Origin of the sequence: Echinicola strongylocentroti (genome assembly GCF_003260975.1) — a bacterium.
In the GTDB taxonomy this organism is placed as follows: Bacteria; Bacteroidota; Bacteroidia; order Cytophagales; family Cyclobacteriaceae; genus Echinicola; species Echinicola strongylocentroti.
Genome location: NZ_CP030041.1, coordinates 5311710 through 5328896, shown reverse-complemented (window position 1 = coordinate 5328896; position 17187 = coordinate 5311710). Strand labels below are relative to the sequence as shown.

The following is a 17187-nucleotide window of genomic DNA, read 5'->3' as shown; positions in this document are numbered from 1 at the left end:
GCTATAGCAGAGTTATCCAAGCTAAACCTAGAATATAAATTAATAGGAAATGTCCCCATAAGATCATTGAGCTTTCAACAGGTTTGGTACCAAATTCAGTTGAGTAGAAATATGGATAGTACTGTTCAGGAATTCCATTAAAAATCTCTTTTAAATTCACCTCGAATTCTTCTCCTGACTTAATGCCCCAAATCTCATTCTTTTGAAATTCCAGCACAGCAATTTTAGTATTTGATACCTGTGGTCCAGAAGGCAGCATTATAGATGGATATATTTCAAGCTTTGCACTCCTCAATTTAACCATGAAAGGAATCCACAATAATATAAGGAGGAAAAGAGATAGCTTTAAATAGAAAAATTTTTTCATCCTCAAAATAATAAACATTTATCTGGTTTTCCAAAATCACTCTTTTGATTTAATGTAAATTTATATCCTCCCCCTAACCACCAAATTAGACAAGCAAAGCCTAATCAAGGTATCCTCTTTTTCCATCACTGTAATACCAGCTACCTCACTGGCAAGATAACTTTCCCAGTGCTCCCGCTCATCGATGGATCCATCAGGATACTCTCCGGACTGGTCCACTTCCACGAGGTTCCCGTACTCATCCACCTTATTTCCTCGGGTGCTGAATTCCTTGAAAAATGGGCGGTATCTGGACTTCAATACTGCCTTCTGATCTGCTGTGCAGTTCTGGTCATTTTCGATGCATAGCATGGCCGGATCACCAAACCCGCCATTATTATCATCCTCGAAGTACTCTACCTTCACGGAAATTGTAAATTCATCGTCCCGCACAAGTTTCGTGGCAGTTAGCTTCTTAACAAATGGAGAAAGGGTGTCAGGGATAGGTGTGTCGTGTTGAATATTCATATCAGTAGAAATTATAAGCAAGGTTAATTTTATCAGAAACAGTTTCGATTTTAGAAAACTCCATATCCTCTTTAAACTCGATCCAGTCATTTATTCGATGACCATTCGATCCTCCAGCAGTAGCAGAACCTATCACAATATCGTTTGGAGACCAATTGAAACTAATATCTACGTCTTTTTCGCAAATTACTCCAGCACCGTTCCATAGATCATATACATCCCCCCTGTCAGACAAAGAAAACAATGACTTGTTTTTATATAATACAGGAGGACCATAGTTCCTATGATAGGTAGTATTAGTACTTCCCTGTGTAGATATTAGACCATGCGATTGAGCTGGCGTTTGTGCGCTTGCAGAAATGAGGTTTCTTAATGATGTTTCTGTATTATCAAAGTCAGAAGAATAAAAGAAATTCAAGTTTGACGGATACTCGGAAGGAGTGTAAAACATGCTAACAGATGTATTGGCATACAAAAAAGGAACATTGTTAATTGTATAAAAACCATCTGTACTTGTCCAAATACGCCACCCATTTGACAGCCGGAACCAATTTCTTCCGCTTCCACTTTGATCGTACCAAATATCTACCGTTACAATTGTTGGTGAAAAATTAGAAATGAAGTCATTAATACTTCCAATGTCAATTATTGAATTAACAAATCCAATGTCTTTGACATTTGTTCCGTCAGTTATCCTTAGGCAATAACCAGAATAGTCAGAATATACCAACCTAGTACTAAATGCCCTATAAGCCCCCGCCACCTCGTCAAGAAACCCCTCCCCCTTAGGTTTTTTCTTTATTATAGATTGGTAATACTGCTGCTGAAACATCATAGCTGATTTTGACTGATGGTGTAACAAACTGCCGTAACAGTTCCGGCGTCATTCATGTCCAGGACAAAGCGGAACCTGTTCTCTTCATTTGCTACATATTCACCCGCCTCTAAAATTAGATCCACCCCCCCGGAGGGGTAATGGTAGGTTCGGTACTGTCGTTATGGAGTACCTTGGCCATGTTCTTTTCCTTTGCTCCGGTGACCCCTATGGTCAGGTTTCCTGTTACAGGCGTACCATTGAACCCGTATTTACGAGATTGGTCAAAGGTAATCGTGGTACCCGTGGTGGGTGTGAAGTTATTGGCTTCTGATCCACCAGATCCAGATGGAGCACTACTCCATGAATTCTCACTGGACGGCAAAGCAGCATAAGGCTGGTTATCATAAAAGTCAGTTTCCAGTACCAAACCCGTGTTATTACGTACACGCAAGGCTTCGACCCTTCCCCACCAGTGGGTTGATTTTTGGTAGATCCCTAAGGTACCGTCATTGAATTCCAGCAATTCGAAATCACCCGCTTGGGCGTTACTGTCTTGGTTTTCGAATTTGACTGCTTCCGGTGATCCGCCCTGACAGGTCACATTTAGGTTTAGTGTACCGATCCGGCCAGTGCTAGCATCATCGTGCTGGGCAGGCATGATGTAATCGATCTGGATGCCGTAATTATTCACTCCGGAGATATTGCCCCGCCAGATCAAAGCGTACTTTCCTGTACTATTGGATGTGACTGCCGTCCGGAACTTGGTCTCTATAAAATCGCTGACCTCTATTTCCTCCCGCACTTCACCACTGTCCAGTCTCAATACTTCACGGATCGCGATGGTACCCGATGGCTGCGAAGGACGGGAAGGGTCTGCGGCCTCGGCACCATACAGGTAATCGATGGTACCATCATTTTTACCTACGTACATTTCCCACCGGCTATTCCCAGAGGATGGCGTGCTCTGCGTGGAAAAACTTTGATCTACATTATAAGTAGACCCATCCAAGACATACACCACGCCTGTCAAACTGGAATTGGTAGCATCGGTCTGCTCAAACGTCCCCGGGTTAATGACATAATTGCCACCGGCTCCCCCTTCACCACTCATGGCCGTCCATTGGTTGGCTGCTATTTCGGCATCGATGTCTGTACTCGAAAATGGCGATGCGCCTACTACGCCACGATTCAGGTAATAAAGGGTACCTGCATAAAAAACGATCTCGAGGGAATTGGGATAAACACCTGCCTCCCAAGCTTTAATCCCTGATCCGGAAGAAGCATTGACCACACGCCAAGTGGGATGAACCACGCCAGAACTGTTAATGGGTTCATTTCCTTGGTTATTGGCCACATTGCTGAGCAACCAGGTATCGCGATAAATGACGGGTTGGGTATCTGCCGGATAGCTTGTAGCAGGATTCCAAGTGGCATCGTTCTGCGGATCCAGCGAACCGGCATTCAGTTGATTGATTACCGCATTGATGGAATTGAGTATTTTTTGTACATCCGTATTGCCAAGAACGCCGGGCTTTAGCTGAGTGGACACATAAGATTTTACGTCATTCCAAGTGCTCATAATATGGTGTATTCAAGGGTGAATTCTGTGGTAATTGCCAAGGTTCCTCCGGCGGGAACGGTAAAGGAAGGCTGGCCATTGACGGTGATCGTGACCGGTGCTCCGGTTACGGGATCGGTGGGTGTCTCTGGATCCGTTTCTATCTCAAGCAGGTAAGGAATGGGCTTAATGGTGGTTTCTCCTCTAAAATTAAGGTCATAGGAATTACTATCAGAAGGCAATCCCCCAGTGGCCTGGTCCGCTGAAAAAGTAAGCAGTTCATTCGGTCGCCCCACCTGCACCAAATAGCCGTTTTTGTCCTTAATGACAAGCGCAAACCGCTCTCCTCGCATCTGCTCCAATACCGCCTCCAGTTCCGGGCGGTACTTCTTCACCGTACCCGTCAGGCGAGGGCTGTAAATAGTACCGCCTCTTTTCACTTGCCCGGGATTGGAGAAATCAAGTGTGTACTTAGTAGCCTTTCCAAGGTTCCAAAAAGCACCTTCCTTGGGAATGATCATGCCATTGGTATCCAAATGGGAAATATCATCCTCATGGATAAACCAAAAGCGGTCAACCCCGCCATAATTATCACCGGTGACAGGAAAGGTCAGATTCATACCCAAAGGTTATAAATCTGCTGTTAAAATTTAGGGACACAGCGCACGGCTGTTTTTCGGTTTTCTTTGTACTTTCTGTGCCTAAAGTAACGCTGCTTGATCAGATGGTACCAATCCTTACTGCCTCCATCCAGTTCGTACTTTTCTATCCATTCAAAAATTGCTCTCCGGTTAGGCACATTGGCCATCTCCAAAGCTTCTATCCACGTCAAACAATGGCGCATCATCATCTCCTCTAGGTACTTGTTCAGCAAATGCGCCTGGTAGGCACTCATATACTTGCAGCCTTTATCAAAAGTGTAGAATGAACTCACCTTTACCTCCAAGCTTTCCGTGCAGTGGTTAATAGAAAAGTATTCCTCAGATCGAAACTCCCTTCTTCTCAGCAGGTGAAAAAGAAAAAGCCCCAATTCATCCTTTTGATTCAGCGAATAGGGCAAGGTGTAGAACTCCTCAAGGTACTTCTTAAGGTGTGGTTTGATCGGGATCTCGAGTAAAAAAGAACGTCTCACTAGTAACTTTTTGTTTCCATTAAAGTAACAAAAAGTTTTTTTTGATACAAAATGTTAGGGACATCTATTTGAGTTATCCGTAGGCTATGCAATATCTTTTGAATGGCTTATTTTAGATTTTACTTTATTTGATACTTAACCTCTATGACTAGTACTCAAGAAGAAAAAGCAGAAATAATTCTCAATCTAATTAATAAACGAAAAACTGTACCTAAAGGAGTGATTTACCATGATTATAATGATGCGGATGGCTCGATAAAAATGCAGGAATTACAGTTCTTAATTTCATTACTTGAAGAAAGAGGTTTGATTATTTTAAAAGGAGCATCGAGGGATCCAATTCTAACCATCACCGAAGAGGGATTAAATTTTCCGGGATTTGAAAAACAAAGAGAAATTGATGCAATAGCTGAACGGAAAAAAGAAGAACGGGAAAAACTAGAGATCAAAAACCTAAAAGGATCAGTATTCCAAGTAAAATATTGGTGGGTGATCCTGTTATTAAATTCAATTATTTCATTTTTGATAGCTTATTTAACTAAATCATGACACATACAAAAGAAGGTATATTGCTCAAATATTCGACAGGCTCAATCCAACTTAGTATCCATAAAATTGGGACAGAAACATTCACAGTTAATTTAAAGGAAGTTTCTGAAGCTGCAATTTTTCAACTTATTGGCAAAAGAGTTAAGATATCTCTTGACAAAAGTATTGTGGTAGATATATGTGAAAATTAAATTTTATGATTGATTCAGTTTGGCAAGCGGTCAAGGTAGATATCCGAGATAAATCAAGGAATCCCTTCATAGGGGCATTTATCATAGTTTGGATTATTCGTCATTGGGAAGCCTTTTACACTTTCTTTTTTTTTGATGATGGTGATGAAAGATTGGAGAGAATTACAATTTTAAAAGATTATTTTACTTTACCTTGGATTCTTGATTTCCTAATTACTGTTGGCATTTCAATTACACTAATATTTGTTACCTACTTCTTCTCGAATTTAACATTAGCCATTGTGACATTTTTTGATAAGAGAATTAGGCCACAAATTTTAAAGTTTATTGATTTCCAAAGTGTAGTACCAAAATCTGATTTTGATATAATGGTCAATGAAAACATTGACCTTCAGCAAAAAATTTCAAGCCTTAAGACCGAAAGAGCTGAGCTTAGAGGGGAAATTGATGAATTGGAAAAAAGAGTCTCCTCAATTCCGGCTGAAATTAACTCAAACCATTCGACTAACACAAGCCCTGTTATTTCTGAAGAAGCAAAGCGTTTATTTGAAAAAGTTAATGACAAAGAAAAAAAATCAATAATTGAATTGTTTAAAGAAATTTTTTCTGATCGACCACTATCCTCAGAAAGTGATATTGTTGGTTCCGCATTATATAATGAACTAATAAAGCCCACATCTCGAAAAGGAAGTTTAGGACATCAAAAATTTGAGTTAACGGAAATAGGTAAGGAATTTAAAAAGCTATTGGACGAATCATCCGACATCGATAATGGTGAAAGTAATTTTTCCATTGACAATCAAACAAAAAGAGTTTTATCCTCCCTAAGTAAGGAGAATGACATAGACTTGATTCAATCCATATTTAAGACAATTGAAAAGAAACAATCATTGTCACCTTCCCATCTTTTGGTCAGAAAAATGGAAAAGGAAGGTTTCATTATTAAAAGTTACGAAGGAAGTGGAAGTGACTACCATTATCAAATAACTCCTGACGGATATGATTTTTATGACAAAATCATGAACATAGACTCATCTAATTAATATGAATTTACAACTTTGTTCAACTGAATTTTCACAGTCTATTAGGAATATTCTAAATGAATATTATCGATATGATGATGATACCTTATTTGGAAGTTTTGAAAGACTATATCCAGCCCTTGAAGAAAGTAGATTATGGATATTTGAGAAAAAAGAACAAGTGGTATGTTATGCTAAGCTTAACAAGAGTTTTCCAAGTTTAGAAATCGTTCTATTCGAAACCCTTCCTAAATTCCGAAATAAAGGGAATGGATCCTACTTCTTAAAATTGATTGAGGAAGAAGCAAAATGCCAAGGATTTAAATCGCTCAAAATTCAACCTGTAAATGCCTCTGACAGGTGGTGGAAAAAAAGGGGGCTTAATCCAAATAATAGAAATTGGGCAAAAGATTTAATTTAGCGGAAAATACCGTGATAACTAATCATTTATTATTCAAAAAATTGATGAAAGAGATTAACCTAAAGTCATTAATATACGCTCACAAGTTCTTAGAACAACAATTATTTCAGAATTACTGTAATTTTTTTGGTATTTCTCCCAAAGATCAAGAATTAAACGATTTAATGATTTTCTGTAGAGAACTTAACCTTATTTCACTGAATGAAGATTGTTTTAATAGTTTTTACATAGGGTATACCATACCCCAAATCAGCAAAGAATTTGATCTACTTAGGTTTGGAAAAAATTACACTTTAAATATTGAACTAAAAAGTTCAAGCACGGAAGAAAAAATAATCTACCAACTTAAAAAAAATAAATACTATTTAAGTTTTTTAGAAGAAGATATTATAAATTTTTGTTTTGAAAGTAGGTCTCGAAAATTGTACGTTCTAGATGAACAAGGTAACCTCATTGAAGATGATTTCGAAAAATTATTACGATTAATATTAGGTCAAGAAGCTAAAGCCCTATATAATATTGACACCATATTTAACCCCTCGAACTATTTAGTTTCCCCCTTTAATTCGACAGAAAGATTTATGCGGGGAAATTATTTTCTTACAAACCAACAAGAGGAAATCAAAAAAAAATCTTTACAAAACATATCATCTAGTGGTACATGTTTTATATCAATTTCAGGAAAAGCTGGTACAGGGAAAACTTTATTAACTTATGACATTGGAAAAGAAATTATGAACCAAGGACATAAATGCTTGGTGATTCATTGTGGAATTTTAAATCAAGGTCATCAAAGGCTTTTGGAAGAATTTTCTTGGGAGATAATAGCTATAAGAGATTTAGGTGACAGAGATTTATCAAAGTATTTTTTAGTTATAATTGATGAAACGCAAAGAATTTACCCCAATCAACTTAAACAAATAATTTCTAGTATTAAAGCATCTAATATAAATTGTATATTTTCTTTTGATATGCAACAATACCTGAAAAAGCAGGAGGCCAAAAATAACATTGAAAATTTTATTCAAGAAAACACTAGTGGAATTCACTATCAATTAACAACCAAAATTCGAACAAATAAAGAAATAGCCTCATTTATTATGGGTATACTAAATAGAAAAAACAAAATCCATTCTGGTGGAGATAAATCTAATATCGAACTAACTTATTTCAAGAAAAATATTGATGCTAAAAATTATATTAAAACACAGACAAAAAAAGGCTGGAAATCAATAAATTATACTCCTGACTCCGTTACAGAGCATCCTTATACAAAATTTCAAATTTATGGAGAGGATAATGCTCATAATGTTATTGGGCAGGAATTTGATAAAGTTATTGCTGTTATTGATTCACACTTTTTTTACAATGAAAGGAATGATTTATCAACAAGAGGATATGCTCGAACTCCCTATTATCATCCCACACAAATGCTTATTCAAATTATGTCAAGAACAAGGAGAAAATTGAATTTAATCATTATCAATAATGAGGAAATTTTGGAAAGGGCGCTTGAGGTAATTAATTAATTTGAGGTTTCAAGATAATTTTCACCTGATTATTTTATGATAAACTACCTCCCCACTTTCCCTACACCGGTGAATTTCGATCTTCCCACGATAGCAGGAATCGTATTCGATGATCACATCCCTTCGGCTTCGCTCAGGGAGCGGATTGGTTTCGGTGGCTGAGCGGAGCCGAGGCCTAATGTTCTTCTTCGACATAAATCGCTTGTTTAGGTAAATAGATTCTTTTTTGTTTGACCATCTTCTTCATCCAGTCACCTGAATCGGTGTGGTTGACGGCCTTGGTGACGAAACCGCCACCCTCGAGCAGCTGGAAGTATAGGAGCCCCACATTGCGGACCAGGTTATTTTGCCAATCCTGCTTCATCAGTTCCCGGATATCTTCCACCACTTGCAGTTCGATTTTTACGCATGGATTTTTCATAAATGATACATATTAATTTTTCTACCACACACTTTCTGTTCAAACCTGTCAAACAGTTCAAACAAAGCCCCAAATCGCTTCAATTAAGCCATATAGGGCGATTTTTCAGAGGACAGCTTTTCAAACGCTGTTGGACAAAAGGAGTCTGTTCAAACATGATCAAACGGTGTCGCACGCTGTCAAACAGCCAGACCGCTCCATTTCTATCTAAATCCCTCTTATTATTATTTACATTGATATTTATATACCTTGTTTGATCTGTTTGAACAGTTTGACAAGAATCTGCCCTCGTGTGAGGCGTTACCAAAAGGCTTTTTAAAAAAGGATCCATTAGATGAATCCTTTGAAATTCGTTGCTACAGTTCCCCCCCCCTCGCTCCCCCTATAGGGGATGACTTTCAAGGCAGGGGCATTTAGAAATTCACTTCTTGATCATCACCAAACTTCACAGCCATCTCCTTCTTTTCGGTTTCCTCTTTCTCGGCTTCCTCCTCATCGAAGCGGTCAAAATTGTAGCCCTGGTCTTCAAGTCCCTTGTATTCGAAGGCGTAGGCATTGGAGGTAAAACTCTTTTCTCCCTTCTTGAACCGGGTACTTCCCACCATGCCGAGGAAACCAGGACTGTGGCTGAGGTAGTGGGCAAGGGATCCTTTGTCCATGCCCTTTTTTTCACCCTGCTTCCGGAGAGCCTCCATGTACTTGGGGTGGGCGGTGGCGATGCGGATAAAGAGTACTTTCTGCGGTGGTACCAAGTTCCGCTCTACCGGCTTCCTATCTACAGTGATCTTAATGGAGGAGCAGTATTCCACTTTGAAGTCCTCTCCATCCTTTAGCTCCCCTTCACTGATGCAGTAGTCCACCGCATCCCAAAACTGATTGGTCTCCTTGGCATTGCTGATCAGGCCGTTTTGGCTTTTGATGTTCTTCACGATCACCTCCTTCATCTTTGGCCAGTTCCATGGCCATGGTAGTTCATGCTCGAGTACCTTGAAGGTAGTGGCCACCACCGCCATGTTTTTAATGATCCTGGACTCAATGGTTTCGTCATGCTCCAAGGCCTCCATGATTTCCTTTTCCACTTGGTCAAATACTTGGAAGTACTCCTTCTCCATCTTCTCCCTAAAGCGCATCAGCGCACCGGTGATGTGGCTGAGGCCTTTCTCCTGAAGCTTTTGCAGATCCGTAAGACGCATCTTTTCCTCATCGGAGAAGATGGTTTTGTAATACTGGAGTAGAATGCAGCGTTTGAAAAGGGCATTGTCCGCAATGGGCAGCTCTTGTCCGGAAATATTACAGGCCGATTCCACTGGTGTGGTGGTGGTCTTATTGGAAGTTCCTCCCGAAGCTGACCACTCGCCTTTCACATGGCCGGCGCCATCGTAAGCGGACTTCAAGTCCTGCACCCGCTTATACTCAATGGTATTATTGTACTCATCGAACCACACCACCGCATTGCGGAACTGGGCAAATGTCCGGTGGAAACCCACCGCAGTACCGGCATTCAGCATAAACGGTTTTCGCTCCAATCCAAACATATATTGGATGCTCCAGCACATGGTAGATTTACCAGTCCCGGGAGGTCCGAAGTGGAACAGGTGCGGAAAAAACTTAAACCGGCTGTAGATCATATCCCGGAAAAGGCTGGAAATATAAAAGCTCAAACCCACCACGCCATTCTCTCCATATACATCGTGAAAGAGCTGTGCCCAATCCGAAAACTTCACCTCCGGACGTGGAATGAATACAAATTTTTTCTCAAGATCGTACTGGTCTTTTTCGTCCTTGTAAATGCTCGACATTGCCGGAATGAAAAAATACTTTTCCTCTGCTTCCTCTGCGCTCTTCTCCACTAGGTGTTTGATGATTCCGTATTGGTCGACCTTGGAAAACCTCGAGTTGTAGGAGCCATTGGCGAAGGCGTAGAATCCTTCATCCTGCCAACCGAGCATCTTCACCTCTTCGGCATCTTTGGTCTCATCATAGAGCTTTCGCTTGATCTTGGTAAACTGCTGTTTGGAACCTTCGAAAAGGAAATTGCCATTGGACTCACAGAACACTTGGAACTCGGTGAGAGAAACCAGTGCCTTGGTAGGAATGTCCATGATGTACTTTACCCCAAATATATTCTTGATTTCAAACAAGCGTTTGGGATCAGTCTTGGACTTGATCAGGTAGAGCGGGCGAATCACAAAGTTGGATATCTTGTAAAAGCCTATTTCCCGATCCTTATTATTAAAGGTGGCATACCAAATACAATTCTTATGCTCGATATAGGAATAGCTGAAGGTCTGCTCACGATATTCGTATTCATTGAAGTGATCTTGATGCTCCAGATCATCCGGCCAAGTAATTTTCCATTCATGCGCATCGATGCCTTCGGCTCCCTCAGCGGCTTCACTCCTTGCTGTCTTGACATACCTGGTTTCCACTCCGGCAGCCTTGGCCACTTTAAAGAAATCCTTGGCATCATCGCCGGGAGTATTTTTCAAAACCAAGTGGAAGAAGTTTTCAATGGACTCTTCACTTTCTCCCGGATGCTGGCCAAATACCTTGATCGCCAATGGCAAACCATCTTCCCTAAAGCTGGTGAAAGCAATCATTAGCCGTTGCTTGCAATGTAGATCTGGTGCAATGATATCCACCTGCTCCTCAAATATTCGGTTGGCCACCTGCCTGGCGCGCTTCAGCTCCTTCTCATCCAGCTTCCACGCCTTGGATTCATATTTGGGCTTGATCCTAACCTCGCCACTCTCCATGTCGATATCGTATTGTTGGCGACAATCGATGGCCTCATTTAAATCTTTTTCGAATTGGGCAGGATCCCGGTACTTATCGAATATGATGGCATCGGCCAAGTCCCAACCTGCTGGCTTCTTTTCAAATAGGTTTACCGAAAGGATCTTCTCCTTATTATCCCGCATCTCGGCCAGTTTATCCAGCCAAGCCACGGTTTTGCTTTTCTTTATTCCTGCCTGGTCATTGTCCACGAGGTTCCAGATCCTTCCCGTATAGCCATAGAAGAGTTTGAAGTGGTCGAAGGTCATCCCGTTATTGCCACCCGTGGCCAGCCAATTGTAATTGGGAAAGAAGAAAGCCGCCAATACCGCCGTCTTTTCCGATTCGACCAGGCAGGTGTCTCTTTTCGTATCAAAAAGGTGCTCACCATAAAAGCACCTTTCAAATTTGTAATAGTCCTGCCAGTCCTCTAGCCGGGCATTGTCGGTCTCTACTTTCATATTACGGAGATAGGCCTTGCCCAGGTAATGTGGGATAAATTTCGGCGTGCCGTCTGTCCCCGTTTCTTTGTTCCGCTTTCCTTCAGAAGTGTAGGCCACAAACTTGGCATTGACTGTCCTCTGATCTTTGGTGGTGGAGAGGAAAGCGGTGAACTTCCACTTAGTCCCCACACCCCATGCCTGAAGGTGCTCCGCAGTAATGCCCAGTTTACCTTTTGCGAAATCGTGAAAATTCGTGGCTTGCTTATTTTTGATACCCTGCATGTACTCCTCATCAGGGGTAATCACGGTAGGCGGCGGAAGTTTCCTTTTAGTCGGGGGGTGTGGGGGGAATTCAACATCCTTCTCCGGTGCTCGATGATAACCGCAATTGTTCTCCCGGTCACATCTGCCGAACTGCTCGCCTACATGCTGTCTGGTATCTGCGAACACATACCGCACAAAGGTCTTTTTCTGGCAGCCCGGGCAAGGATACTTCTTAGAGCCAGTCTCCAGCGTCCATTTGTATTCTTTATTCACTGGCCGCCTCCTTTTCTAATTGGCTCAAAGCTTGAGCAGACTTTTTGAACCCCTCTGTGGCGATTTCAAATGCACTTTCGGTTCTGGCCAGGCTCATCCTGTTGAACCACTTTTGTCTGCGATCTTCTGCGGCTACTAAATCGATAATGGATGGTTTCGGATGGTTTGAAGTCTTCTCGGTTTCGGGTTTGCTTGATTTCTGCATTGAGGGCATTGATTGCTGCTCTGTATTTGTGTGTGAGTTCATACTTCTTCTTTTGTAATGAGTTAATGCGTGTTTGCTTCCGGTCGTGATCTGTCTTAATCACCCTAATAGTGCTGATCAATGTCTCCCGGACTTCTTTCAGCTTCTCGATGACCATACTCATCCTGCACCTCCTTTCTCCAAGATCATCAGGAAGTGGATCACCCATACGGTATAGGTGATCATTCCCATTATGGCCATGCCTAGGACAATTCCTGCTAACAGAATAATGTCCCGATTTGGATTATCTTTCATGGCCGGCCTCCTTTCTGGTATCGATGAGGTACCATATTTCGATCGAGTTGTTAACCTTTATAAGAAACTCCATGTCGGCTATTTCGGTGATTTCCATCTTGTGGATGGTATGGTTAAGGTCAGCAGAGACGTTCATCAAGTGGTACATGATGATCCTAAACATTTTACCTTGCCCCAATGCTGGGAGGTAAAGATTAGTAAGATGCTTCCCAAACTGCTCCTTGAATCGTTTTTTGAATTGCCCTTTCATGGTGAAGCCTCCTTTCTTATCTTCATTCTATCCCCGATCTCGATGGAATCGGACTGCTGAAAGTAAAACCAGTTGTAAGCGAATTTATGAGGCTCTCCGGAGAGGTCATCAAACAGGATCAGCACTCTCGGACCATCCTTATCGATCACCGTCCCCGCTGGGCTTACCGCAGGTCTCGAGACGGTGCACCCTGACATAATCAAAAATGCTATTAGCCAAAAAATCATCCCTATGATGGTCATGGCCAGTGCGGATTTTCCGTGGTCAGCCATTGGTGACCTCCTCCCTTTCTTGCTTGCACTCCATCATTATGGTATGAAAATCATCCCATATCATTTTTCTCTCCTCTGCGAATGGAGTTGGGTATAGTACTACATGGCGATATCCATTTTCCTTCAGTGCTTCCAGTATTATGGCTGCCACTTTGCTTTTACCCGATCCATGGGTACCTGTTATGGTTATTTGTATTTCCTTTTTCATGGCACCTATTATTTATCCCAGCCTTTAAAACTTCTTTCTTTTTGCAGCTTCTTCACGGTCTGCTTTCCCGTGAGAATCCTCTCTGAGTAACATGAGGTGGTCGCTGTCAACAGGGACAGCACTGTGATTATTCTGATTAGATTTTTCATGGTGTTTTGGTTTGATTATGATTTCATTTTTTAGGTAACTGATCCGGAAAGTGGCAGGACAGCACGATGGCCTGTTAAAGGTGATGTGTAGCCCTACTGGCTTCCGGTATCCGGGATTGGACTTATGAAAGTCTTTTATAAGTTGTTCCAGCGTGACAAATAGCTGTTCCATATTGCGCCGAAGGTCGTGGTGATCCTTCCTCATGATATGCCGCATGTACCCATGTAGATAATTGAAAAGCATATCGTCCGCCCCCTGATTGTCGGAGCTAATAGTGGTGGTCATGGTTAAATCCATACGTCCAAGATTTCTTCTTTTGCTTTCTTACCGGCTCTGCGGATGACCCGCATTGTCCTTACTATTTTGTGCTTCTTATCGGGAAGGAGATCTGTGGCCACGGCTAGTGATCCGGCTGCGAAAAACATGACAAACCCGATGATGATGGTGGCGTTATAGATTCGGCTTTCCTTGCCCCGTATTTTTATTCCCAAAAGGGATAGCTCAACTGCTCTGCTTGCTTCCATGGTTCATCTCGTTAAAAAGTTGCTTGATCAGGAAATAGAGGAAACCGATCATCGTAATGATGAGGCACACAATGACCACCACTACCGGTAACCCGAGAATGGAAAGCCATGGTAGCGAACCAAGCCAAGGAAAATTCATCAGCTTGCCGCAAATCGAAAGGATAAATACCAGGAAGATCACTCCCAGAAAGACATTAAATAGTTTCATGATTTGATGGTTAAGTTTTGAGATAAAAGGAATTGCTCCAGGTCATTGTCAGTGACAAAAGAGGCGAGGTATGCCGTCAGGCGCATTTGGAATTTCAAGTCTGTATAGACTGTCCAAGCGATTTGCCTTTTTACCACTTCGTCTTCGCAAATGTGATAGGCTACCCTGTTAGCCTTTATATCGGCCATTACCTTATTCAGCTGCTTGAACTTGGCTTTGGCTATTGTTTCGAACTGCATGACATTGTTGGATTAGGTTGATGATATTTTCTCGTAGTCCTTTGAACCGGCTCTGTTCATGAGGGATGATGAGCATAAGCTCCCCCTCGATTTGCTTGACAGCCTTCAGCTGTACCGTTTCGCTTTTTTCGGAGAAGTAAGCCGCTACATTCTTCACTTTGTGGATGGCGTTTGCCTTGGCCATGCTGAGGGAGCCAGAAGCTCTATAAGCTCGCTCCCTCGCATTGGCAAACCGGGTGAGGGTGTCAGCAACTTTCGACTTCATGACTTTACCGGGTTGGGTTCTTGGATGAGCTCGCCCACACTGACCTGTAAAAAATCAGCGATGACAGGAAGTTGGGTAAGAGAAGGGTCTTGTCTCTTTTCCACCCATTTCGTCCACGTATTGATTTTGATGCCCAGCTTCGTGAGGATCTCTTCATTTGGCCGAACCTCTTCATAGCCCTTTTCTTTGATGATTTCTTTGATCCTATTCATTTCAGAACTTTTTGTTTCGTTTATCTTGGATCAAATTAAAACTTTTTGTTCGATTTTATCAAACTTTTTGAGAGAAAAAATAACTTTTTGTTTTAAAAAACGTGTCTTTTTAGGTTGAAAAGTCAAACTTTTCAGGGTGAAATTCTCGCCTTTTTAAGAAAACTTTTTATCAGATTTGTAACAAATAGTTGCGCAAATCAACCCTAAAACTTATGCATGTAGGAAACTATTTACGAGAAATCGCCAAGAAGAAACGCTTTTCCGTAGCTGAACTGGCACAGAAAGTAAATAAGTCGGACACAGCTGTCCGTAAGGATTTTGAGAAGGATAGTCTTCACATGAGCGTGCTTGACAGTTATGCCCAAGTTCTTGGCGTAAACATTTACAAGGTGCTATCCAGAATATATGATGGAAAGGAATATGACGATATAATAGGCGATGAAGAAAAGTCCATGATGAAGGAGGAAATCCCTAATAACTACCAAAAAAAGGATGAAACTATGAGCCCCATCTCAGTAACCTTTCAGGTGGATCCATCAAAAAAAGATGAATTGATCAGGCTATTAACCACCTGAAATGTTTCAACATTGTTTCAACATCAAGACGTAAAAACCTGAAAATCAAAGACTATGTGTAAGCCTTCCGCGCGTACTTCTACAATAAAAATCCTCCCAGCTCGCTCAAAAAGCGGGTTTGGAGGTCATAGAGACATACGGTTTCTAGTGATATTTGACATCTTTGTTTCAACATTGTTTCAACATGATTAATGCTAGTTATAAAATAGTGTTTAATCGCCAGCGTATTCGTAAAGACGGCACTGTACTTCTTTACCTGCGGGTGATTATTGACAGGAATAAAAAAGACATTGATTTGGGAATCCACTGGCCGCACGATCGGTTCGATAAAAAGAACGGGAAATGCAACCAGAGATTTAAAAATGATCAGTTGTGCAATGACTATAACATCATAATCAAAGATGCTGAAGCAAAGGCCACAGAGGTAATTGTCAAATACAGACTCAAACGCCAACCACTCACGTTGGATTTATTTTTAAAAGAGTACCACAACCAACTCAGCACAGAGGATTTTTATGCTTACTACGAACAAAAGGTAATGCAACGGTACAAACTAGCTGAGATAGCTGACCTCACGAAAAGAAATCACATAACTACTTTGAACAAACTAAAAGAATGGAAGCCTACACTTACGTTCTCAGAGTTGACCAATAAGACCGCTCAACAGTTTGACCAATGGATGTATAGGAAAACAAAGTGCAAAAGTCTTAATGGACGGGCTTGCCATCACAAGAATTTCAAAACCTACCTAAACTACGCCCAAAACGATGAAATCCATTTTATTCATCCTTATAACTTCTTCAGAGCGAAATCCGAAATGGGAAGGTACCGGCCACTTACGAAGGATGAGTTTCTACAGTTCTGGGAGCATTACCAGGATCCACTAATTCACTCCACCTATAGAATAGTTTTACGGGCTTTTCTGCTATGCTGTGTAACGGGTATGAGGCATGGAGATTTGAGAAGGTTTAACCTAGACTGGATAGATGGCGAGTTTTTCAATTTCATCCCAAAGAAAACCTCTCGATATGGCACAAGGGTAAGGATGCCCATAACCTCAGAGGCAATAGATTTGATTGCAGATGAAATTGACGAAGTGGGAGACCATAAAATGTTCCAATACCCTACGGAGCAAAAGCAGAATGAAATCATTAACAGCATTAGCAATATTCTTGAAGTCAAACAAAAAATCTGCTTCCAAATCGCCCGTGAAACCTTCGCCACACTTTACATGGAACATGACGGAAAATTAGAAGTACTGGCCAGCTTCATGGGACACACCAATACCCGGCAATCTGAAAAATACGTAAAGATCCTGGATCAGTGGAAAAAACCAGAAAGCGTCCGGAGTGCGGGTACTATTAGAATAAACAGTAGTTTATTTATGATTTTAAAATTCTAGTTTACAAAAATTGGTTGATGGTGTAAACCTACAATAATAAGCCTACTTTAAATAAAAGTAACATATTTGCTACTTAAAAACTTGCATTAAGGTAACAAAAATGCTACCTCTGAA

The 17187-nt window shown here is 41.2% G+C and carries 27 protein-coding genes; 8 read left to right on the top strand and 19 right to left on the bottom strand.

Going from position 1 to position 17187, the window contains the following annotated elements; genetic code table 11:
- Nucleotide 1: 1 nt before the first annotated feature.
- The 6 genes from DN752_RS21040 to DN752_RS21015 all read right to left on the bottom strand — a co-directional run bounded on the left by DN752_RS21040 (nt 2) and on the right by DN752_RS21015 (nt 4381).
- Nucleotides 2-367: a hypothetical protein gene (locus tag DN752_RS21040; protein WP_162633300.1), complete on the bottom strand. Its 366-nt coding sequence runs from the start codon at nt 365-367 to the stop codon at nt 2-4.
- Nucleotides 368-427: 60 nt separating this feature from the next.
- A complete protein-coding gene (locus tag DN752_RS21035; protein WP_112785801.1) occupies nt 428-874 on the bottom strand; it encodes a hypothetical protein in 447 nt (148 codons plus the stop codon).
- A gap of 1 nt (nt 875) precedes the next feature.
- On the bottom strand, nt 876-1709 hold the full coding sequence (locus DN752_RS21030) for a hypothetical protein (RefSeq protein WP_112785800.1): 834 nt from the start codon (nt 1707-1709) through the stop codon (nt 876-878).
- Nucleotides 1710-1824: 115 nt separating this feature from the next.
- Nucleotides 1825-3270, bottom strand: a complete 1446-nt coding sequence (locus DN752_RS21025) for a hypothetical protein (protein ID WP_112785799.1) — start codon at nt 3268-3270, stop codon at nt 1825-1827.
- Complete coding sequence (locus DN752_RS21020; protein WP_112785798.1) at nt 3267-3869, bottom strand: hypothetical protein; 603 nt, start codon at nt 3867-3869, stop codon at nt 3267-3269. Before DN752_RS21020 ends, DN752_RS21025 begins: the two co-directional genes overlap by 4 nt.
- Before the next feature lie 23 nt (nt 3870-3892).
- On the bottom strand, nt 3893-4381 hold the full coding sequence (locus DN752_RS21015; protein WP_112785797.1) for a hypothetical protein: 489 nt from the start codon (nt 4379-4381) through the stop codon (nt 3893-3895).
- Nucleotides 4382-4525: 144 nt separating this feature from the next.
- Here DN752_RS21015 and DN752_RS21010 point away from each other — a divergent pair, with 144 nt between their 5' ends.
- The 6 genes from DN752_RS21010 to DN752_RS25210 are packed head-to-tail and all read left to right on the top strand — an operon-like array spanning nt 4526 to nt 8255.
- On the top strand, nt 4526-4930 hold the full coding sequence (locus tag DN752_RS21010) for a hypothetical protein (RefSeq protein WP_112785796.1): 405 nt from the start codon (nt 4526-4528) through the stop codon (nt 4928-4930).
- Nucleotides 4927-5121 (top strand): hypothetical protein, encoded by a 195-nt coding sequence (locus DN752_RS21005; protein WP_112785795.1) that lies wholly within the window; start codon nt 4927-4929, stop codon nt 5119-5121. Before DN752_RS21010 ends, DN752_RS21005 begins: the two co-directional genes overlap by 4 nt.
- Nucleotides 5122-5126: 5 nt before the next feature.
- Nucleotides 5127-6164, top strand: a complete 1038-nt coding sequence (locus tag DN752_RS21000) for a hypothetical protein (RefSeq protein ID WP_112785794.1) — start codon at nt 5127-5129, stop codon at nt 6162-6164.
- Nucleotide 6165: 1 nt separating this feature from the next.
- Nucleotides 6166-6564: a GNAT family N-acetyltransferase gene (locus tag DN752_RS20995; protein ID WP_112785793.1), complete on the top strand. Its 399-nt coding sequence runs from the start codon at nt 6166-6168 to the stop codon at nt 6562-6564.
- A 44-nt stretch (nt 6565-6608) separates the two neighbouring features.
- Nucleotides 6609-8093, top strand: coding sequence for an ATP-binding protein (locus tag DN752_RS20990; RefSeq protein WP_112785792.1), 1485 nt, complete (start codon nt 6609-6611; stop codon nt 8091-8093).
- Between the two features lie 36 nt (nt 8094-8129).
- Nucleotides 8130-8255: a hypothetical protein gene (locus tag DN752_RS25210; protein ID WP_262511685.1), complete on the top strand. Its 126-nt coding sequence runs from the start codon at nt 8130-8132 to the stop codon at nt 8253-8255.
- A gap of 13 nt (nt 8256-8268) precedes the next feature.
- Here DN752_RS25210 and DN752_RS20985 read toward each other — a convergent pair whose 3' ends face one another.
- The 13 genes from DN752_RS20985 to DN752_RS20930 form a co-directional block, all read right to left on the bottom strand.
- Nucleotides 8269-8514, bottom strand: a complete 246-nt coding sequence (locus tag DN752_RS20985) for a hypothetical protein (protein ID WP_112785791.1) — start codon at nt 8512-8514, stop codon at nt 8269-8271.
- 413 nt (nt 8515-8927) lie between these two features.
- A complete protein-coding gene (locus tag DN752_RS20980) occupies nt 8928-12269 on the bottom strand; it encodes a DUF6371 domain-containing protein (protein WP_112785790.1) in 3342 nt (1113 codons plus the stop codon).
- 65 nt (nt 12270-12334) lie between these two features.
- The gene (locus DN752_RS24605; RefSeq protein ID WP_162633299.1) at nt 12335-12682 is read right to left on the bottom strand and encodes a BAR domain-containing protein; all 348 of its coding nucleotides are present in this window, start codon (nt 12680-12682) and stop codon (nt 12335-12337) included.
- The gene (locus tag DN752_RS25205) at nt 12634-12768 is read right to left on the bottom strand and encodes a hypothetical protein (protein WP_262511684.1); all 135 of its coding nucleotides are present in this window, start codon (nt 12766-12768) and stop codon (nt 12634-12636) included. Before DN752_RS25205 ends, DN752_RS24605 begins: the two co-directional genes overlap by 49 nt.
- Nucleotides 12758-13018: a hypothetical protein gene (locus DN752_RS20970; protein WP_112785788.1), complete on the bottom strand. Its 261-nt coding sequence runs from the start codon at nt 13016-13018 to the stop codon at nt 12758-12760. The genes DN752_RS25205 and DN752_RS20970 overlap by 11 nt, the downstream gene beginning before the upstream one ends.
- Nucleotides 13015-13290, bottom strand: a complete 276-nt coding sequence (locus DN752_RS20965) for a hypothetical protein (RefSeq protein ID WP_112785787.1) — start codon at nt 13288-13290, stop codon at nt 13015-13017. Before DN752_RS20965 ends, DN752_RS20970 begins: the two co-directional genes overlap by 4 nt.
- Nucleotides 13283-13498, bottom strand: a complete 216-nt coding sequence (locus DN752_RS20960) for a type IV secretion system DNA-binding domain-containing protein (protein WP_112785786.1) — start codon at nt 13496-13498, stop codon at nt 13283-13285. The genes DN752_RS20965 and DN752_RS20960 overlap by 8 nt, the downstream gene beginning before the upstream one ends.
- 24 nt (nt 13499-13522) lie before the next feature.
- Nucleotides 13523-13933: a hypothetical protein gene (locus tag DN752_RS20955; protein WP_112785785.1), complete on the bottom strand. Its 411-nt coding sequence runs from the start codon at nt 13931-13933 to the stop codon at nt 13523-13525.
- A 2-nt stretch (nt 13934-13935) separates the two neighbouring features.
- Nucleotides 13936-14172 carry a hypothetical protein gene (locus DN752_RS20950; protein ID WP_112785784.1) on the bottom strand — a complete coding sequence of 79 codons (237 nt, stop codon included), beginning with the start codon at nt 14170-14172 and terminating at the stop codon, nt 13936-13938.
- Nucleotides 14150-14380, bottom strand: a complete 231-nt coding sequence (locus DN752_RS20945) for a hypothetical protein (RefSeq protein ID WP_112785783.1) — start codon at nt 14378-14380, stop codon at nt 14150-14152. Before DN752_RS20945 ends, DN752_RS20950 begins: the two co-directional genes overlap by 23 nt.
- Complete coding sequence (locus tag DN752_RS20940; RefSeq protein ID WP_162633297.1) at nt 14377-14619, bottom strand: hypothetical protein; 243 nt, start codon at nt 14617-14619, stop codon at nt 14377-14379. Before DN752_RS20940 ends, DN752_RS20945 begins: the two co-directional genes overlap by 4 nt.
- Nucleotides 14573-14884, bottom strand: coding sequence for a hypothetical protein (locus tag DN752_RS20935; protein WP_112785781.1), 312 nt, complete (start codon nt 14882-14884; stop codon nt 14573-14575). Before DN752_RS20935 ends, DN752_RS20940 begins: the two co-directional genes overlap by 47 nt.
- The gene (locus DN752_RS20930) at nt 14881-15096 is read right to left on the bottom strand and encodes a helix-turn-helix domain-containing protein (RefSeq protein WP_112785780.1); all 216 of its coding nucleotides are present in this window, start codon (nt 15094-15096) and stop codon (nt 14881-14883) included. Before DN752_RS20930 ends, DN752_RS20935 begins: the two co-directional genes overlap by 4 nt.
- 212 nt (nt 15097-15308) lie before the next feature.
- Between DN752_RS20930 and DN752_RS20925 the strand changes: the two genes are divergently transcribed.
- Nucleotides 15309-15671: a helix-turn-helix domain-containing protein gene (locus DN752_RS20925; RefSeq protein ID WP_112785779.1), complete on the top strand. Its 363-nt coding sequence runs from the start codon at nt 15309-15311 to the stop codon at nt 15669-15671.
- A 184-nt stretch (nt 15672-15855) separates the two neighbouring features.
- A complete protein-coding gene (locus tag DN752_RS20920) occupies nt 15856-17073 on the top strand; it encodes a site-specific integrase (protein ID WP_112785778.1) in 1218 nt (405 codons plus the stop codon).
- The last annotated feature ends 114 nt before the right edge of the window (nt 17074-17187 follow it).

Excerpts from the sequence above, each read along its gene's own strand:
- DN752_RS21040 (WP_162633300.1), bottom strand. The coding sequence starts at position 367 with ATGAAAAAATTTTTCTATTTAAAGCTATCTCTTTTCCTCCTTATATTA.
- DN752_RS21035 (WP_112785801.1), bottom strand. The coding sequence starts at position 874 with ATGAATATTCAACACGACACACCTATCCCTGACACCCTTTCTCCATTT.
- DN752_RS21030 (WP_112785800.1), bottom strand. The coding sequence starts at position 1,709 with ATGATGTTTCAGCAGCAGTATTACCAATCTATAATAAAGAAAAAACCT.
- DN752_RS21025 (WP_112785799.1), bottom strand. The coding sequence starts at position 3,270 with ATGAGCACTTGGAATGACGTAAAATCTTATGTGTCCACTCAGCTAAAG.
- DN752_RS21020 (WP_112785798.1), bottom strand. The coding sequence starts at position 3,869 with ATGAATCTGACCTTTCCTGTCACCGGTGATAATTATGGCGGGGTTGAC.
- DN752_RS21010 (WP_112785796.1), top strand. The coding sequence starts at position 4,526 with ATGACTAGTACTCAAGAAGAAAAAGCAGAAATAATTCTCAATCTAATT.
- DN752_RS21005 (WP_112785795.1), top strand. The coding sequence starts at position 4,927 with ATGACACATACAAAAGAAGGTATATTGCTCAAATATTCGACAGGCTCA.
- DN752_RS21000 (WP_112785794.1), top strand. The coding sequence starts at position 5,127 with ATGATTGATTCAGTTTGGCAAGCGGTCAAGGTAGATATCCGAGATAAA.
- DN752_RS20995 (WP_112785793.1), top strand. The coding sequence starts at position 6,166 with ATGAATTTACAACTTTGTTCAACTGAATTTTCACAGTCTATTAGGAAT.
- DN752_RS20990 (WP_112785792.1), top strand. The coding sequence starts at position 6,609 with ATGAAAGAGATTAACCTAAAGTCATTAATATACGCTCACAAGTTCTTA.
- DN752_RS25210 (WP_262511685.1), top strand. The coding sequence starts at position 8,130 with ATGATAAACTACCTCCCCACTTTCCCTACACCGGTGAATTTCGATCTT.
- DN752_RS20985 (WP_112785791.1), bottom strand. The coding sequence starts at position 8,514 with ATGAAAAATCCATGCGTAAAAATCGAACTGCAAGTGGTGGAAGATATC.
- DN752_RS24605 (WP_162633299.1), bottom strand. The coding sequence starts at position 12,682 with ATGGGTGATCCACTTCCTGATGATCTTGGAGAAAGGAGGTGCAGGATG.
- DN752_RS25205 (WP_262511684.1), bottom strand. The coding sequence starts at position 12,768 with ATGAAAGATAATCCAAATCGGGACATTATTCTGTTAGCAGGAATTGTC.
- DN752_RS20970 (WP_112785788.1), bottom strand. The coding sequence starts at position 13,018 with ATGAAAGGGCAATTCAAAAAACGATTCAAGGAGCAGTTTGGGAAGCAT.
- DN752_RS20965 (WP_112785787.1), bottom strand. The coding sequence starts at position 13,290 with ATGGCTGACCACGGAAAATCCGCACTGGCCATGACCATCATAGGGATG.
- DN752_RS20960 (WP_112785786.1), bottom strand. The coding sequence starts at position 13,498 with ATGAAAAAGGAAATACAAATAACCATAACAGGTACCCATGGATCGGGT.
- DN752_RS20955 (WP_112785785.1), bottom strand. The coding sequence starts at position 13,933 with ATGACCACCACTATTAGCTCCGACAATCAGGGGGCGGACGATATGCTT.
- DN752_RS20950 (WP_112785784.1), bottom strand. The coding sequence starts at position 14,172 with ATGGAAGCAAGCAGAGCAGTTGAGCTATCCCTTTTGGGAATAAAAATA.
- DN752_RS20945 (WP_112785783.1), bottom strand. The coding sequence starts at position 14,380 with ATGAAACTATTTAATGTCTTTCTGGGAGTGATCTTCCTGGTATTTATC.
- DN752_RS20940 (WP_162633297.1), bottom strand. The coding sequence starts at position 14,619 with ATGCAGTTCGAAACAATAGCCAAAGCCAAGTTCAAGCAGCTGAATAAG.
- DN752_RS20935 (WP_112785781.1), bottom strand. The coding sequence starts at position 14,884 with ATGAAGTCGAAAGTTGCTGACACCCTCACCCGGTTTGCCAATGCGAGG.
- DN752_RS20930 (WP_112785780.1), bottom strand. The coding sequence starts at position 15,096 with ATGAATAGGATCAAAGAAATCATCAAAGAAAAGGGCTATGAAGAGGTT.
- DN752_RS20925 (WP_112785779.1), top strand. The coding sequence starts at position 15,309 with ATGCATGTAGGAAACTATTTACGAGAAATCGCCAAGAAGAAACGCTTT.
- DN752_RS20920 (WP_112785778.1), top strand. The coding sequence starts at position 15,856 with ATGATTAATGCTAGTTATAAAATAGTGTTTAATCGCCAGCGTATTCGT.